The 16,236-nt window shown below is 70.4% G+C and carries 14 protein-coding genes and 2 pseudogenes (1 of these 16 only partly in view); 7 read left to right on the forward strand and 9 right to left on the reverse strand.

Annotated elements, in window-relative coordinates; genetic code table 11:
* Both FrCorBMG51_RS04610 and FrCorBMG51_RS04615 read left to right on the forward strand, forming a co-directional pair.
* Positions 1 to 379 carry the 3' portion of a PLP-dependent cysteine synthase family protein gene (locus tag FrCorBMG51_RS04610; RefSeq protein WP_157180386.1) on the forward strand. The gene continues 1,202 nt to the left of window position 1, outside the view, so only the last 379 of its 1,581 coding nucleotides appear in the window; its start codon lies off the left edge, out of view; it ends in the stop codon at positions 377 to 379.
* A gap of 492 nt (positions 380 to 871) precedes the next feature.
* Positions 872 to 1,174, forward strand: a complete 303-nt coding sequence (locus FrCorBMG51_RS04615) for a LysR family transcriptional regulator (RefSeq protein ID WP_052914293.1) — start codon at positions 872 to 874, stop codon at positions 1,172 to 1,174.
* A gap of 38 nt (positions 1,175 to 1,212) precedes the next feature.
* Here the strand turns inward: FrCorBMG51_RS04615 and FrCorBMG51_RS04620 are convergent, their stop codons facing one another.
* From FrCorBMG51_RS04620 to FrCorBMG51_RS04645, 5 genes are all read right to left on the reverse strand, one after another.
* A complete protein-coding gene (locus FrCorBMG51_RS04620; protein WP_047221836.1) occupies positions 1,213 to 1,992 on the reverse strand; it encodes an IS5/IS1182 family transposase in 780 nt (259 codons plus the stop codon).
* Positions 1,993 to 2,954: 962 nt separating this feature from the next.
* The gene (locus tag FrCorBMG51_RS04635) at positions 2,955 to 3,653 is read right to left on the reverse strand and encodes an NAD(P)H-binding protein (protein ID WP_047221838.1); all 699 of its coding nucleotides are present in this window, start codon (positions 3,651 to 3,653) and stop codon (positions 2,955 to 2,957) included.
* A gap of 83 nt (positions 3,654 to 3,736) precedes the next feature.
* The gene (locus FrCorBMG51_RS34440; protein WP_086055240.1) at positions 3,737 to 5,113 is read right to left on the reverse strand and encodes an NtaA/DmoA family FMN-dependent monooxygenase; all 1,377 of its coding nucleotides are present in this window, start codon (positions 5,111 to 5,113) and stop codon (positions 3,737 to 3,739) included.
* Positions 5,114 to 5,147: 34 nt separating this feature from the next.
* A complete protein-coding gene (locus FrCorBMG51_RS34445) occupies positions 5,148 to 5,486 on the reverse strand; it encodes an aldo/keto reductase (protein WP_338052683.1) in 339 nt (112 codons plus the stop codon).
* Positions 5,369 to 6,202, reverse strand: a complete 834-nt coding sequence (locus FrCorBMG51_RS04645) for an aldo/keto reductase (protein WP_338052681.1) — start codon at positions 6,200 to 6,202, stop codon at positions 5,369 to 5,371. The genes FrCorBMG51_RS34445 and FrCorBMG51_RS04645 overlap by 118 nt, the downstream gene beginning before the upstream one ends.
* A 500-nt stretch (positions 6,203 to 6,702) precedes the next feature.
* On the opposite strand from FrCorBMG51_RS04645, the gene FrCorBMG51_RS04650 reads away from it, so the two are divergent.
* The 5 genes and pseudogenes from FrCorBMG51_RS04650 (at position 6,703) to FrCorBMG51_RS34455 (ending at position 11,291) form a co-directional block, all read left to right on the forward strand.
* The gene (locus FrCorBMG51_RS04650; protein WP_200902326.1) at positions 6,703 to 7,656 is read left to right on the forward strand and encodes an NUDIX hydrolase; all 954 of its coding nucleotides are present in this window, start codon (positions 6,703 to 6,705) and stop codon (positions 7,654 to 7,656) included.
* Between the two features lie 118 nt (positions 7,657 to 7,774).
* Positions 7,775 to 8,275 (forward strand): MFS transporter, encoded by a 501-nt coding sequence (locus FrCorBMG51_RS04655; RefSeq protein ID WP_047221839.1) that lies wholly within the window; start codon positions 7,775 to 7,777, stop codon positions 8,273 to 8,275.
* A 181-nt stretch (positions 8,276 to 8,456) separates the two neighbouring features.
* Positions 8,457 to 8,831 (forward strand): annotated as a pseudogene (locus FrCorBMG51_RS30600) (asparagine synthase (glutamine-hydrolyzing)); the annotation flags it as partial.
* Between the two features lie 265 nt (positions 8,832 to 9,096).
* The gene (locus FrCorBMG51_RS34450) at positions 9,097 to 10,770 is read left to right on the forward strand and encodes an asparagine synthase-related protein (protein ID WP_235433310.1); all 1,674 of its coding nucleotides are present in this window, start codon (positions 9,097 to 9,099) and stop codon (positions 10,768 to 10,770) included.
* Complete coding sequence (locus tag FrCorBMG51_RS34455) at positions 10,719 to 11,291, forward strand: cytochrome P450 (RefSeq protein WP_200902327.1); 573 nt, start codon at positions 10,719 to 10,721, stop codon at positions 11,289 to 11,291. Before FrCorBMG51_RS34450 ends, FrCorBMG51_RS34455 begins: the two co-directional genes overlap by 52 nt.
* 34 nt (positions 11,292 to 11,325) lie before the next feature.
* Here the strand turns inward: FrCorBMG51_RS34455 and FrCorBMG51_RS04670 are convergent, their stop codons facing one another.
* From FrCorBMG51_RS04670 to FrCorBMG51_RS30610, 4 genes and pseudogenes are all read right to left on the reverse strand, one after another.
* Entirely contained in the window at positions 11,326 to 12,420 is a 1,095-nt protein-coding gene (locus tag FrCorBMG51_RS04670; RefSeq protein ID WP_235433311.1) for an IS630 family transposase, read from the reverse strand.
* A gap of 1,350 nt (positions 12,421 to 13,770) precedes the next feature.
* A complete protein-coding gene (locus FrCorBMG51_RS26240; RefSeq protein WP_083731370.1) occupies positions 13,771 to 14,535 on the reverse strand; it encodes a TIGR02391 family protein in 765 nt (254 codons plus the stop codon).
* Positions 14,536 to 15,008: 473 nt separating this feature from the next.
* The gene (locus tag FrCorBMG51_RS32375; protein WP_256386281.1) at positions 15,009 to 15,140 is read right to left on the reverse strand and encodes a hypothetical protein; all 132 of its coding nucleotides are present in this window, start codon (positions 15,138 to 15,140) and stop codon (positions 15,009 to 15,011) included.
* 291 nt (positions 15,141 to 15,431) lie between these two features.
* Positions 15,432 to 15,951 (reverse strand): annotated as a pseudogene (locus tag FrCorBMG51_RS30610) (hypothetical protein); the annotation flags it as partial.
* Between the last annotated feature and the right edge of the window lie 285 nt (positions 15,952 to 16,236).

Genomic DNA, 16,236 nt, shown 5'->3' on the forward strand with positions numbered 1-16,236 from the left:
CTCGAGCCCGCCGCGCTTCGGGCGGCGATCGCCGCGGGGCGGATCCACCCGGACAGCCCGGTGCTGGAGCACCTCGCCGACCCGTTGCCGGCCGTCGGCGTCGGCCAGACGATCTCCGCGGCTCGGGCCGCCCTGGGCGCTCACCACGCCGCCGTGGTTCTGCGGGACGGTCGCGCGGTCTCCCTCGTCACCCGTGAGGATCTTGGTGCGACTTTGTTCGAGCCGACGATCCAGCCGACGCGGCCGCACCCCGCCTGACGGGCGCCCCGCCCGCCGGAATGGCGGAGATTCCGCTGCCCGGCCCTATCCGCGGTCAGATCGGATCGGTCCACAATCCGCTCCGTGTCTCTTCCGCTGCCCCGGCCGCGGCCCGTGGTAGAAATACTACAATCATTCTGAAACAAAACCGCAGCTCACCTTCTAATTCGCCGGAAGTGCGCTGTTGTGCAATAATGCCGTCTCGTGACCTCCATCGACCTCGTGGCGCGGCGCGACGTCGACCTTATGCGGGCGTGTAGCTCGATCTGTCCCCGCTGACGTCGCACACCCCACCACTCGTCAGCAGGCACCAGCTGCCGGTTCCGGCGCACTGTCACACCACCACTCGTCATCCCGTCCCCGGCGGGTGAACGAGTTCTCATCGTGCCGATCTGGGCTCACGTCCCCCTCCCCGGCCCTGGGCCACGGTCTGGCGGGCGACGGGAACCCACCCGAGCAATCACTCGCCAGCCTGTTCCGATCACATATCCGGACGGGCGCTCGCTGGAGCCCGATTCGCCAACACGAAGGTCCTCATGCCACGCCACACGACGTCCGCGTTCCACTTTTCTGCCGGGAGAACCACTCCTCTCGACCGGACGGGAGCCAGGTGATGCTGGACCTGCGAAGACTCATGCTGTTGTGCGAACTGGCCGATCTGGGCACCATGACCGCCGTCGCGAGGAACCGGCGCGTCACGAGTTCGGCGGTGTCACAGCAACTGCGTGTGCTCGAGGACGAGGTCGACGCGGTCCTGTTCCGGCGTGACGGCCGCACGCTGCGACTCACGCACAGTGGGGAAGTGCTCGCCGAGCACGCCCGGCGAGTCCTGCAGGCCGTCGACACCGCCATGAGCGCCGTCGCCGCCATCCAGGACAGGACGGCGGGCCGGGTCACCCTAGAGGCTGTTTCGTAACTCGGTTTGGGTGTGGCGCGGCTGGTCCGCGGGGCCGGTCAGCCGGCCCTGCTGATGTTGTAGAGATGAGCGATCCCGGCCGCGGTGACTCCGAGGGTGCGGGCCTGGCGGCGGTAGTCACGCAGGATCTTCCAGGTCTTCATTCCGGCGAGGGTGTGCTCGACGCGGGCCCGGACCTTGCGGTGCACCCGGTTGAGTTCTTCCTTCCACTCCGGCAGTGGCTGTCCGTCGAGGGGTTTCCGATACGGCATGATCATCTCTGGGTGGCCGTGGTAGCCGCCGTCGGCCATGGCGAGACGTCCGGCGAGGCGGTCGGCGATCCCGCTGGTCTGGTAGACGATCGTGTCGTTGCGGTTCCCGGGCTGGGGGTCGCCCAGGGCGATGACCAGGCGGGTGTCCGCGTCGATCGCGACCTGCAGGTTCGTCGAGTATCGGTAGTTCTTCGACGGGGCGGCCAGGGCGTGGTCGCGGGTCGGGATGAGCGTGCCGTCCACGATCGCGATCTGGTCGCGGGGACGTCGTTTCACCGGGGCCAGGGCCAGCAGCGGGCCGATCGTGTCGATCACCCGGTAGGCGGACGAGTAGGAGACCCCGAACAGCGGGCCGATCTGGCGCAGAGTCAGGTTCGTCCGCCAGTACGCCGCTACCAGCAGCACCCGGTCCGGCAGGGACAGCGCCCACGGCCGCCCCGGGCGGCCATCAGCGATCCGGTCCCCGCCGCGCTGGGCGACGAGGCGGACCAGCCGACGGAACTGGGTCGGCTTCAACCCGGTGAACGGGAAGATCCACTGAGGGTCAGCAACGGAGATGACCTGCACCCCAACATGATCCACCAAGCGGCTCCCGGGCTGCGTCACCGGGTACAGCCTTTAGTCGCAGTCGAGCGACTGGGCGTCGAACCGTGCGCACCCGCTACCAGCGTCGCGGACAGCATCAGCGGCCCGGTGCTCTACCAGGGTGAACGGGCATGGCTACGGGTCGCCCCCTTCCACGAGGACGGGATGGACCGGGAGGCGTGGACGGGCATCCGCGACGCCGCAGCCCTGCGCGGCATCCACAAACCGACGCTGTTGGACAGCGTGGAATGGACACACATCCAGCCGGTGAGCATCCCGGTGTGCGCCGAGCTGATGACCCTGGCCCCCGACCCGGTCGCAGCCCCCGGCAGCCAGTACCTGGCCACACCCGTCACCCTCTCCCCCCAATGGCTGAACGACCTGCGCGCCTCCCTGGACGCGCTGGCCACCCACCCCACCGACCGGACCTTCTGGGCGGACAGCGCCGAACGACACCGCTACCTGCTGCATGCCGTCTACGGCCGGCCGCTCCCGCCGGGGGNCCGGCCGCTCCCGCCGGGGGTCGCGCCGACCTGGGGCAGCAGTCGGTGTCGCGTTCGGCCAGCCGGTCCTCGGTGAACCTGAAGTGCACGCGCAGGGCCTGCACCAGGTTCGACTCGGCCGCGCCGAGCTCGACGAGCAACGCGAAGAGCTGGCGGAGGCTCGCGCCCAGACCGCCGGACTCGACGGGTACCCGCAGGGCGCCGAAACCGAGGTCACGCAGCCATCCCGCCTCCTCCAGCGCGTGCTCAGCAGGCCGTCCGGGCCGTAGGGGTAGCGTTCCTCCAGCGTCCGCAGGGCCGACTCCAGGTGCCGCGCGGCGTCCTGACCGGGCTGCCCGACAAGGTCGACCAGGAGCAGGACGTGGTACCGGGGCGGTACGGGGCGGCCGAGGTCGTCCTTGCCGACGGTCGCCTCCCACTCGTGCTGACCCGCCGGGAGGCTCATACCCCCGCCTTCGCGTACTCGAGGGCGGTGTACTCGAAGTCGGGGTCGAGAGCGGCGTACTGGGCGGCCAGATCGGTGTCGCCTCCGGCCGGGATACTCAGGTTGAAGATGCTCGCCGTGCGGCCGGCGGCCACCTCGGGATGCTCGATCGCCGTCACCGCGGCCGCCCCGATGCTCTCGGTGCTGACCAGCCCGTCGGCGTGCGGGTCCTGGGTCAGCCGCGTCTGGTAGGAGACGTCGTGCCGGGTCGACAGCCAGGTGGGACGCAGGATGGTCCACGGGTTCGGGCCGCCGCGCAGGTGCGCCTCGAACGCCCGCAGCGCCCAGGTACCGGGCTTGGCGTTACGGTGCGTGATGCCGTGCCCGACCAGGAAGTGCGAGACCAGAACGATGTGGGCCGCCGGCAGGGCCTCGCTCACCTGCGCCAGGAGGCGCTGGCCGAGCGCCCGGCCCGCGCTCTCGCTGGCCGGCTGGGGCACGCTGCCCGGCGCGAGGATCACCGCGTCGGCGGCGGCCAGCGCCTCGGCCACCGCCGCCCGGTCGTGCCCGCCGTCGGCCAGCCGCGTGTAGGTGTGGCCGCGGGCGAGCGCCTGCCGCTCCGCCTGCTCCCGCGCGTTCCACACACCGTTGACGATGTGGAACTCCGAGCTGCCGGCCTCGCTGAACAGCGGGCTCAGTTCCAGGATTCTCGCCATGACGACGCGCTCCTTTCTGGGGAAAGTTCTTTTATGAAGTTCTGCCGCGTTACCGGTTCTGCCGCGTTACCGGTTCTGCCGCGTTACCGCGTTACCGCGTTACCCGGGCGCCGCGGCGCCGTGCGTGGCCGTATGGTTCTCACCAGCGTGGAATCGGGATTCCCAGGTGTTCGCGCAGTGTGCGGCCCGGGTAGCGGCGCCGGTACAGGACCCGTTCCTGCAGAATCGGGACGACCTCGTCCACGAACAGCGGCAGACCCTCCTCGACGACATCGAACATCACGTTGAAACCGTCGACGGCACCGGTGGCGAACCATTCCTCGATGGTGTCCGCGACCGTCTTCGGGCCGCCCGTGACGGCAAGGTGCCCGATCCCGTCCCGGACGATCTCCCGTACCGGCCGGCCCGACTCGGCGAGCGTGAGCAGCGACCGCAGGAATCCCTCCGAGGTCAGGTGCCGCTGCCGCTCGAGGTCGACGCGGTCCAGCGGCAGCGGCGCGTCCAGGTCGATCTCGTCGGCCGGCAGGCCCAGCCGGGCCGCCAGCGTGCCCAGGGTCGACGCCCGTGCCTCGGCGTCGTCGAGCTCGTCGCGGCGGCGGGCCGCCTCCTCGTCGGTGGAGCCGAGGGTGCACACGAGGCCGGGCAGCGCGAGCACCGGCGGACGGCCCGCNGCCCGCCGCACGCACCGCCGACGCCGCGTCGAGCCGGCGACGGTAGCCACGCGCGACGACGAGAGTGGCGGCGGCGACGAACGTGGCGTCCGCGTGCCGGGCGGCGAGGTCGAGGCCCTCCGGTGATGCCCCCGCCTGGAAGACCACCGGCAGGCCCTGCTCCGACGGCGGCACGGTCGCTCCGCCGGTGACCGTGAAGTGCTCGCCGCGGTGCCTGATCGGGCGCACCCGGTCGGCGTGGGCGAACACGCCGGTGGCCTTGTCCGCGACGATCGCGTCCGGGGCCCAGGTGTGCCAGAGCGCGTCGACGACGTCGAGGAACTCCCGGGCTCGGGCGTAGCGCCGTGCCTTCGGCGGCAGCACGTCGAGCCCGTAGTTCGGCGAGACCAGCGGGTTGTAGCTGGTCACCGCGTTCCACCCGGCGCGGCCGTGCGAGATCCGGTCCAGGCTGGCGATCGAGCGGGCCAGGTCGTAGGGGTGGTGCCAGGTCGTCGACACGGTGGCCACCACGCCGACGTACTCGGTGTGCTGTGCCGCCACGGTCAGCGCCAGCACGGGGTCGAGGCTGTTGCGCTGCGGCTCGGTCTCCCAGGTCGGCGTCAGCGTCGGCACGTCGGCGGTGAAGACGGCGTCGAACAGCCCACGTTCCGTGGTCTGGGCGATCCGTACGTAGAACTCCGCGGTCGACGTGCCGACCGGGTCGATCCCGGCCCGGCGCCACGCCCCGCGGTAGGAGCCCAGCCCCGGGCAGTTCACGCCGAGGTGCAGGGTCGGTCGCTGTTCGGTCATCGTCCTCTCCTGGTCACCTTGCGCGACTGTGAGATCAGGCAGTGGCCAGCGCCGGGCGCGGCGGCACCCGTCGACGGGCCGCGCTGTCCTCTCCCAGCCACGGCGGCAGGTAGCCCTCGTCCACGCGGTTGAGCGTGACGCCCGGGGGCACGAGCTCGTCGATCGCGTCGAGCAGCGCCGGGTCGAGGACCACCTCCGGGGCGTCCAACAGCCCTTCGAGCTGCTCGAACGTGCGCGGGCCGATCAGCACGCTGGTCACCTGCGGGTGGTTGAGGACGAAGGCGACCGCCAGCTGCGGGAGGGTGATCCCGGCCTCCCGCGCCAGCTCGTCGAGCCGGATGGCGATGTCCCGCTTGGTCTGGTTGACCGGCAGGACGGGGTCGTGCCGCTGCGGCTGCCGCCGGGTCCGGCGGGAGGGGCCGCCTGCTGCCCGGCCTGGTGCCGGCCGAACAGCCAGCCGCCGGCCAGCGGGCTCCAGGTCAGCACGCCCAGGCCGTACCTGCCCGCGATCGGCAGCGTCGCCCGCTCGGCACCGCGGGCGAGGATCGAGTACGGCGGCTGCTCGGTGGCCGGCCGCCGCAGACCGTCGCGTTCGGCCACCCACTGCGCCTCCACCAGCAGGTACGGCTCATACGTGGTGGTCCCGTAGTAGCGGATCTTGCCCTGCCGTACAAGATCGTCCAGGGCGCTCAGCGTCTCCGACAGGTCCACCGTCGGGTCTGGCTTGTGCGCCTGGTAGAGATCGATGTGGTCGGTCTGCAGCCGCCGCAGCGAGCGCTCGACAGCCTGGAAGATCCAGCGGCGCGAGCTGCCGCGGGTGTTGATCCCGTCACCGAACTGGCCGTGGAACTTCGTCGCGAGGACGACGTTGTCGCGACGCCCCGCGAGGGCCTTTCCGACAATGGTTTCGCTCTCGCCCTGGGAATACACGTCCGCGGTGTCGATGATATTGATTCCCGCGTCGAGAGCGCGCTGGATGATTCTGATCGCGTCCTCGTGGTCGCTGTTTCCGTACGAACCGAAGTTCATCGCACCCAGGGTGAGCCGGCTTACTTTCACACCGGTTTTGCCGAGTGTGCGGTAACCCATTTTCCGTCCGATCCCTCGTCGCGCGCAGGCGGAACTCCGCAGGCGGAGTCCCACGAATCACGGCGTGCCCCATCAACTACTCCGGCCTGGTGCCGGCCTGGTGCCGGTTCTGTGCCGGCTGTTCCGGCGCGGCGCCGCCAGAAACAGCGTGCGAGAGACGCGGACACAGATCAACGCAGTTGAGCTACCACTTGTTCGTAGTAGAACTTCCACAGTGCCGTCCGGGCCCGGACGGGCTCCTGGCGGAACGGCTCGGCGACGCAGCAGCCACAGACGCTTCCGCTCCCGTTCGGTCCGTCGGATGTCGGCCAGCCACCCCGGCAAACGATCCTGCGATCGTCGTCACGTCCGAAGAGACACACCGAGGCATGCGACGGAACGCGCCCGACTCGCCGCCCTCGCCGTCACCCTCGGCAACAAGCGCGCGGGCCGGTGCCACGCCGACCCGGTCCGGCTGTGGACGGATGCCGCTCGCGCGGGCGCGGCCTAACATGTGTCGAATGGCTGATCTTACGGGTGGGGCGCGCCGGGATCCGCTGAGCGCGCTGCGACAGCCGGTGCCGCCGGACCTCGCCCGGCGGGCGGCCGCCTTCCAGGCGGGCCACAGCCAGCCGGTCGCGACCCGCGACGCCGCCACCGTCGCGCTGCTCCGGGACGCCGAGAACGGGACGGGCATCCAGGTCTGCCTGCTGCGCCGGGTGTCGACGATGGCCTTCGCCGCCGGCATGCACGTCTTCCCCGGCGGGACGGTGGACCCGGCCGACGTCACCGCCCAGCCGCGGTGGTTCGGTACCTCCGAAACGAACGTTGAGACAGACGTCGAGACGGACATCGAAGCGGACATCGTCACGGCCCTCGACGCCGAGCCGGCGCTGGCCCGCGCCCTGGTGAGCGCCGCCGTGCGGGAGACGTTCGAGGAGAGCGGCGTGCTGCTCGCCGGCCCCGACGCGGACAGCGTCGCCGACGTCACCGACCCCAGCTGGGAGGCCGACCGTCTCGCGCTGGAGAAACGGCAGCTCAGCATGGCCGCCCTGCTGGCCCGCCGGGGTCTGGGCCTGCGCGTCGACCTGCTGCGCCCGTGGGCACGCTGGGTGACCCCCGAGGTGGAGCCCCGTCGGTACGACACCCGTTTCTTCATCGCCGCCATGCCGGTCGAGCAGCGAACCCGCCCGATACCCGGCGAGTCCGACCGGCTGCTGTGGCTGTCGCCGGCCACGGCCCTCGCCGAGCATCTGGCGGGACAGCTGGCAATGCTGCCACCCACCGTGCACACGCTGCGGGAGCTGGCCGAGCACGCATCCGTCGCGTCCGTCCTGACGGCGGCGCGCATCCGGGACCTCAGCCCGGTGCGCCCGAAGATCCTCGTCCGGGACGGGGAGGCCCACCTGCTCCTCCCCCACGACGACGGCTACGACCACGCGCCCACTCCCCCGGCCTCGGCCCCGAAGAGGTAGGACGCCCTCGCCGGCGTTGGCCGCTGGGCGTGTCTGGCAGATGTTGGCCGATGCGGGCGGTGACCCAGGCTGTCTCCCGCAGGGCGGAGGACAGCGGGGTTCTCGTGCGGCGTGACCGGTGCTCGCCTTCCCGCTCGCCATGGGCCTTGCCGGCCCGCTCGGGGGCGGCCTCGCCGACCGCCTGGGGCCACGCCCCACCGCGGTGGCCGGCTGCTGCCTGACCGCGCTCGGGCTGCTGCTGCTCGTCCCGCTCGGCGGCACCTGGTCGCCAGCCGAGGTGGCCTGGCGGCTCGCCCTCGCCGGAGCCGGCATGGGGCTGTACGGCGGCCCGGTGCAGGCCCTGGTGATGACCGCCGCACCCGCCGACCGGATGGCCACCGGCCGGGTCGGCCGTACAGCTCGCCCGCGGTCTCGGTTTCGCGCTGGGCCCGGCCGTGGCCACCGCCGGGTGGGGCTGGCCGGTCGCGGCGAGGCGGGAGTGCGTGCCGGGCTGGGCCTGGCCGCCGCGGCCGCCTGTGCGGCCGTCGTCCTGCTCGCCGTCGTCCAGCGGGCCCCACGAACAGCCGGCGCGCCCGAGCTGATCGCCGCCGACTGTACCGAACCGGCTGGAAGCCACTGACCCGTGCCCCGCCCGGCGCCGCCGATCACATTCCGTTCCTCAGATCCCGTAGATCCCGTTTTCCATGCCTCATGCCCCATGCCCGGTCACTCGTCGTAAGGAGGGAGCAGACATGTGCGGAATCACCGGCTGGGTGTCGTTCCACGAGGACCCGCGTACCCAGGTGGCGGTCATCGAGGCGATGACCGCCACCCTCGCCCGCCGTGGCCCCGACGCCGGTGGGGTCTGGCTCGGCGAACACGCTGCGATCGGCCATCGCCGGCTGGCGGTCATCGACCTCGCGGGCGGCGCCCAGCCCATGATCGCCCACCAGGGCGACACCGAGATCGTCCTGACCTACAGCGGCGAGGTCTACAACCACCACGAGCTGCGGGCGCATCTGCGCCGCCACGGCCACGCCTTCCGCACCCGCAGCGACACCGAGGTGGTGCTGCGCGCCTACCAGCAGTGGGGCGAGCGTCTCGCCGACCGGTTGGAGGGCATGTACGCCTTCGCGGTGTGGGACGCCCGGCAGCGGCGGCTCCTGCTGGTACGCGACCGGCTCGGCGTCAAACCGTTGTTCCTCGCCGAGATCCCCGGCGGTGTCGTCTTCGGCTCGGAGCCCAAGGCGCTGTTCGCCCACCCGCTGCTGGCCCCGCGGGTCGACGCCGACGGCCTGCGGGAGGCGTACAGCCTGCTGTTCAACACCGGACCCACGGTGTGGGCCGGCGTGCGGGAACTGCCGCCCGGCGCCGTGGCCACCGTCGACCGCGCCGGCCTGGCCGAACGGACGTACTGGGCCCTGGAGCCCCGGCCGCACCACGACGACCACGACGACCACCGTGGAGCGGGTACGCGCCCACCTCGACCGCGCCGCCCGCGCCCATCTGGAGGCGGACGTACCGCGCTGCAGCCTGCTCTCCGGCGGCCTGGACTCCACCGTGCTCACCGCCGTCCTCGCGGACGAGCTGCGCCGCCGGGAGGGCCCCGACGCTCGCATCCGCTCCTACTCCGTGGACTACAGCGACCAGGCCGAACAGTTCACCGGGGACGCGCTGCGCACCGGCCACGACACCCCGTACGCGGCCGAGGCCGGGGCGTTCATCGGCACCGACCACAGCACGATCGTGCTCGACCCGCACACCCTGCTCGACCCCGAGCACCGCCGGGCCGTCGTCGTCGCCCGCGACTCGCCCGTCGGCGTCGGCGACATGGACACCTCCCTGTACCTGCTCTTCGGTGAGATCCGGCGCACCTCCACCGTCGCGGTGTCCGGGGAGGCCGCGGACGAGCTCTTCGGCGGCTACCCGTGGTTCCACACCCCCCGGGCGCTCGCCGCGCGGACCTTCCCCTGGCTGCTCGTCACCGGCGACGAGGCCGCCGTGCCGCTGCACCCCGATCTCGCCGCCACCCTGCGTGTCGGCGAGTTCCGGGACGACACCTACCGCGACGCGCTCGCGGCGGTCCCGCACCTCGACGGTGAGGACGCTGCCGAGCACCGTCAGCGGGAGATGCAGCACCTGTCCCTCACCCGCTGGCTGCGCCAGCTGCTGCACCGCAAGGACCGCCTCAGCATGGCGCAGGGCATCGAGGTACGGGTGCCGTACTGCGACCACCGGCTGGTCGAGTACGTCTTCAGCGTCCCCTGGTCGTGCAAGAGCTTCGACGGGCGGGAGAAGAGCCTGCTGCGCGCGGCCGGCGGCGGACTCGCGCCCGCGTCCGTGCTGACCAGGCTGAAGAACCACTACCCCGCCACCCACCACCCCGACTACAACCGCGGGCTGCAGGAGATGGCCCGCGACGCCCTGGACGCCCACGGCGGCCGGGTGCGCGACCTGGTCGACGAGAGCCGGCTCAAACCCCGCCTCGACGCCTCACCCGACCGGCTGGAGTGGGGCCACCGGCTGCGCTTCCCCAGCGGCGTGGTCGGCTGGCTGGTGACCGGCTACCACGCGGCCCACCAGAGCCTCAACGACAGCCGGCTGGGCAAGAGCCACGCGCTTGGCAACGACCGGTGGCGCCGGCTCGCCTCCATCATGCCCGAGCCCCAGCACTCCCAGCTTCAGGTCCACCTGCTGCACCAGGACCCGCCCCGGCACACCGCCATGCGCCGGCTGCTGCTCGACGCCTTCGCCCCGCGCCGGGTGGAGGCGATACGGCCCCGCTTCCAACGGCTCGCCGACGCCTTGGTGGACGCCATGCCACCGAGCGCTTCGCGGCCCACTTCCCCTTCCAGGTGCTCGCCGAGGTCATCGGCCTGCCCCCGGATCTCGCCCGCCGCTTCCGCCGGGAGTGGGGCAAGGTCGTCCAGCCCGTCGGCCCACAGGACCCGGGCCGGGCCGCCTACATCGGGCTGCTGCACGAGCTCCAGGGCTACATCGCCGCCATACAGGGCTACACGACTCAGGGTTACACGGCCGACCACCACCGGGAGCATCCCGACGACAGCCTGCTCAGCCGGCTCGTGCGGGCCCGGGATGCGGGCGAGCTCGGCCAGGAGGAGCTCGACTCGATGATCTTCCAGCTCCTGGTCGCCGGGCAGGAACCGGTCACCAACCAGATCAGTACGGCGCTGATGGCGCTGCTGCGCCATCCCTCCCACCTGGAACGGCTACGCGCACAGCCGGAGCTGCTGGAACGGGCCGTGGAGGAGCTGCTCCGCTACGACAGCGCCTTCGAGCTCACCACCTGGCGGTTCCTCGCCGAGGACGCGGAGCTGCACGGCACCCGCGTCCCGGCCGGCGACTCGACGATCGTCTCGCTCTGCGCGGCCAACCGCGACCCGCAACGCTTCCCCGACCCCGACACCCTGGACTTCGACCGCCCCGTCAACCCGCACCTCGCCTTCGGCCACGGCATCCACTTCTGCCCCGGCGCCGCGCTCGCCCGCGTCGAACTCCAGATCGCCCTGGGCACCCTGATCACCCGCCTGCCGGGCCTGCGCCTGGCCGTCCCCGACGATCAGATCGAGTGGATCCCCGCGGTACTCGCCCGCGGCGTCAACCAGCTACCCGTCACCTTCGCCGCGCGTATCTAGTGCTGTGGCCCGATACGTTCACCGATTTTTGCGATCATGCTGCGGTGGGCAGGGGTCGTCCGCCCCAGCGGATGTGTCTCTCGCTGCGGATACGGGCCCGTTCCCGGCGCTGGGCAGCCAGCACGTCGGGGTGACGGGCGTGAGCGTTGCGCCAGGCCAGGTAGTCGTGCAGCGCGCGGGTCTGGACGGTGTGGTTCGGATGCTCGCTGTTAGCGATCGTGAACTGGCGCAACGCGCCGAAGTGGGCCTCGATCGGGTTCGCCCAGGAGGCGTAGGTCGGCGTGAAGCACAACTCGGCCCTGTTCCGCCGCGCCCAGGACCGGATCCTCGTTCCGGTATGCGCGGAGAGGTTGTCCAGGACGATGCAGATCGGGGCGCCGTCCGGACGGGCCGCGCGGATCGACCGCAACGCGGCCAGGGTGTTCCCCGTTCCCTTACGACGCCGGTTGACTCCCCACAGCCGATCCTCACCAACCGAGTAGCAGCCGTGGAAGTAGGTCACCCCCTGGGTGCGGTGATAGCTCGCCGCCACCCGCTGCGGACGGCCCCGCTCGGCCCAGCAGACACCCCCGGTCGGGCGGATCCCCAACGGGCCGAACTCGTCGAAGGCGAACACCCGGTCAGGCGTCTGCGCGCAGACCCGCTCGATCCGGTCGAGCTTCACCTCCCGCGCGGGGTCGGGAGACTCCTTCCACGTCTTCGTCCGTTGGACGCTCACCCCCCGCCGGGCCAGCAGAGCACGCAACGTCTCCCGGCCGATCCGGATCACCCGGCCGGGAGCCCGGCGCAGGTAGGCGACGAGTTTCCGCAGCGACCAGTGGGTGAACGGCAGACCGAGCCGGGCCGGGCGGGCGGTGGCCGTCGCGACGACGAAATCCTCGTCGTCAGGACGGAGCAGGCGGGGACGGCCTCCCGCCCACCGAGGGTCCAGGCAGGCCAGACCCGTCTCGTTGAACCGGTGGATCACGTCGCGGACCGTGTCCTCGTCCGCGGCGACCAGCCGGGCGATCACCGGCACGCTGTTTCCGCCGGCCGAGGCCAGCAGCATCATCGCCCGCCGGTACCGCACCGTGCTGGTTGTCCCCCGGCGCACGATCCGTTGCAGCCGCTGCCCTTCCTGATCAGTCAACCTGCGGACCCTGACTGGTGCTGCCATCACACCCCCACACAGCTGGATCGGACACCGTCTCACCAGCCTGCCCCGCCAGCACGACCCACAACACGGTGAACCAACCCGGCCACAGCACTAGAGCGCCGGTCAGGCAGCGCGAATCCCATCCGCAACCATCCACACAGGCCATGATCCAGACGAGTTTGTTGCCGTATACGCTTTTTGGCCGCATCGGCGTCTACAGCGNCCGTCGGAGTCCGTTCGCGATGTGCGATGTGTGCACGCGCTCGCCGACGACGTGATCGCAGTAGCCGGCGGCGGCGGTGAGATACATCATGTCGACCAGATCATTTCCTTCCCAGCGGAGATTGCCGTCGGAGAGCTTTTCGTGGAGGATCTCGCGAAACAAGCCGAGGGCAGCCATGGACCTCAGGTCTTCCTCGCTGTGGTTAAGCGTCCAGTCGGTCATCTCGTCGGGTGTGACGCCGGCTCGGGCGGCTTCTTCCATCAGCTCCGGCATAATATCGGCGATGAACTTTGCGTGCGTCCGCCGTCGCTTCATCTCCCTTGCGGTTGGGTTGTCTCGCAGGAAAGATGCGAAGCGCTGGAAACCGGCTGCCCACCCGTCGGCAGAAATCATCGGCACGTGTCTCGCGTCAAGCATCACATCGACGATCCCGCCGATGTGCGCCATGGTACGGATGGCCCATTGGGCTTGGAGCGGCAAGTTGGCATCGGCGGGTGGGACGGTCTCGATTCGGCCAGACTGGATGGCGTTGGGCTCGAGAGTTACCACGGCGGGAAGGATAAGGCGGCGATCACGGTAGCGCATCGTCAGTGCTTGCCGTATCTCAAGCCGCCGAAGCTCCAACGGGTCGCGCAGTTGCCAGCCTGCTGACAGCCGGACGATGGTAAGCGCGCGTCGATAGCGCTGTTCGACATCGACCTGCTTACACGTTTCAGAAATGTGCGCCGATGACATTGGCAACACAATTCGGCGATTAATCGCAAGATTGATGATCCGCTCCGCTGCTAGACGCTCCCGTTCGTCGTCAACCCGGTCCGGCTGGTAAATCGCCTTGGTGAGAGTACTCCAATGATTTTGATCAAAGTAGATCGTTGGTCGGCCTTGTGTGGGTGCGAGATCGGTGGGTAGCGGGAGATCGACGAGAATGCCGTCTCCGCGCGTAGTTTGAAGGTGCATCCTAGATGACTGCGGAAGATAGGTGGACGAGGCAATAGTGCTGCTGGATTCAAACACTTCTCGCCCAAGCGTCGCCGTCGCGCACCGCCCGTTCGTGAACGCGACGGATATTGTTCCATCACGGGCGAGACGCATCGCTGCGATGTCGGAAAAAGGGGATAAAGTCATGGTATCTGCAATGTGTCCGATTGATCGACAAGGCGGGCTATATAGCTCAACACGGCCAGCATCTCCAGGGCCTGACGAGCATTCGGATCGGGCCACCCAGGATGTGACACCAGATTGCGCACACCCAAGAAGGCGCCACGTACCAGCGCCGCGGCGCCCTCATGGGCGGACTTCCATGTGTTGGACGCGGGATCTACATCACGAATCCGAAGACGAGGCGATCCGACCGTCGGATCCTTGCCGGAGAAGAGGCTGGCTAGATTCTCGCCTGACACATGAGGGCCGGCTTTGTGCTGGAGCAGCCCCTCGAACGCCGTCGCCGCGGTCTGCACTGCGGCACGGAGGTGACCGTCATCCCAGAGCTGGGCGGCGGCGCCCCAGATCGTCGGATGCAGCTCCGATGCTGAGAGCCGCGGCCCGACTGGGCCGACGATCTCGGCCAGTTCCGCTCGCTGAGCCAGGATGGCGATCGCCTCGACAAGCGCCACTCGAGCCTGGGTGAACGGATGACCTCCGTATAGCCCTTCTTCATGCTCGACAACCTTCTCCGCGAGGGCCTCTTCACCCATAGCGACGACCACGTCGTGGGCCAGCTTCGTCCGGGCTCGGACCTCATCGAGGAGCGAATCGACCTGCGGCGCGAGACCGGCGTCCTCTACGTAGCGGTCTCGCCTGCCCCAACGCCGGTCGTACAGCTCACCCCAACGGTCAATGAGTCCCAGGACTCCAACAAGGCGTTCATGGGCGAGAGCGTCGTTCATGGCGGCGACCGTACCGGGTAGGTGCGACAACCAGCCAGCCGCTCTCGCCTCGACCGATGCCCACCTTGGCACCCGCGGCGCGTACCGAGCAATCGCGAACAGCAGTGGGGCTGCCGCGCGATCGGTGGCTCCGGCCCTACGATCCGAGGCCCGGTCGTGACGGCGATCAATCGAGAGGCGTGCCGGCTGGCCATGATCAGCACCATCGTTGCGCCTGCCGTGCGAGTCCTCGCCGGAGCCGGGTGGCGAGCCTCTTCTGCCGCCTTTGGCGTTCGGCCCGGAGCAGCCGCTGGCGACGCTGGGAGATCTGTCTCGCGATCCCGACCTGCCCTCCCGCCCGACCCGACCCCGCCCGGGACCGTGCAAGCCGCTGGGGCATACCAGACGGCATGGATCTTGACGAGGAAGACCGCCTCGCTGCCGGCCTCGCCGGCCATCGCGGTCCTCACCCGCACCGCCCGCTAGAAAGCGGTTCAGTCTGTCTGGTTGCGTTGGCTGGTGGGGCTGCCGGCCTGTTCCCACTGGGCGATCAGCGTCGCCAATACGGAGACCGCTTCCTGCCGCTGCGCCGCGGTCATCGGCACGGTCTCGATCTCGGTGACCACCGGCCGACCCGCCGGATACCGACGGATCTTCACAGGCCGCCCAGCGGGAACGGCACCGTCGCGGTGTGCCTGATCAGCCGTGTTTCCAGGCTCGACGTCCTCGAGATCTTCCGCCACCTGGCGTCCTCCGCGACCCACCCAGACGACTGACCTCCGCCGTCGTTTGTCGGTCAGGATGACAGCCCGCCGGCCGCCCGGCGGCCGACCACCATGTGATCTGTCGGCCCGCCTGCCGCACACCGAGGTGGCAGACGGCGAGTGGTCGACCTGGACTGAGCCAGCCTCGCGCCCCTACGGTGCGGCTGGGTCGGCGTGTTCGTCGAGTGCGGTGTGGGTGTCGGTGCGGAGCTGGGTGACCAGGCCGCGGGCGGTGCCGGCGCCGACCTCCAGCCGCTTGCGCAGGGTTTCCGCGGAGATCGGGCGTTGGTGCTACTGCCAGTGCAGCACGTCCTCGGCGCGGGCCCGGTGCAGCAGGTCCTGCCTACGCGCCTGGCGCGCGACCTCGCGCGACAGCCGGCCCGTAACGGTAGTCCCCGGCTCGGGGGCGGGTGGTTGACGCTCGGCCACCGGGCGCAGGCGGGCCGCCTGCCCGCGGTCCGGCCACATCCCGGCTGGACGCCGTGACGTGCATGGCATGCAGCAGACCCGGCGCGACCTCCGCCCATCCGATCAGGAGCAATGGTCCGACGGCGTCGAAGGCGCCTTTGCCGTAGTGGCCGGCGATCAGGGGCTCGGCGATGTTCAAGGCCAGCGTGACCGTGCTGGAGAAGATGAGCAGCCGCCGCGCCGCACGCACCACCTCCACGGGACCGCTACCGGATTCCGCCCGGTGAACCGGCGCGGACGCCAACACGTCCGCCTCGACGACCGGCCCAGCTGGCCGATCAGCCGTCGGCACGGCGGCGTCGCGGTCGACGGTCGTGCCCTGCAGGCCCTGAAGGCCCTGAAGGAGGTCCGGCCCGGCTTCTGCCCATCCGATCAGGAGGAGTGGTCCGACGGCGTCGAAGGCGGCCTTGCCGTATTGGCCGGCGATCAGCGGTTCGGCGACGTTCAACGCGAGCGTCACCGTGCTCGAGAAGATGAGCAGCCGCCGCGC

It is taken from the genome of Protofrankia coriariae, from assembly GCF_001017755.1.
Taxonomy (GTDB): domain Bacteria; phylum Actinomycetota; class Actinomycetes; order Frankiales; family Frankiaceae; genus Protofrankia; species Protofrankia coriariae.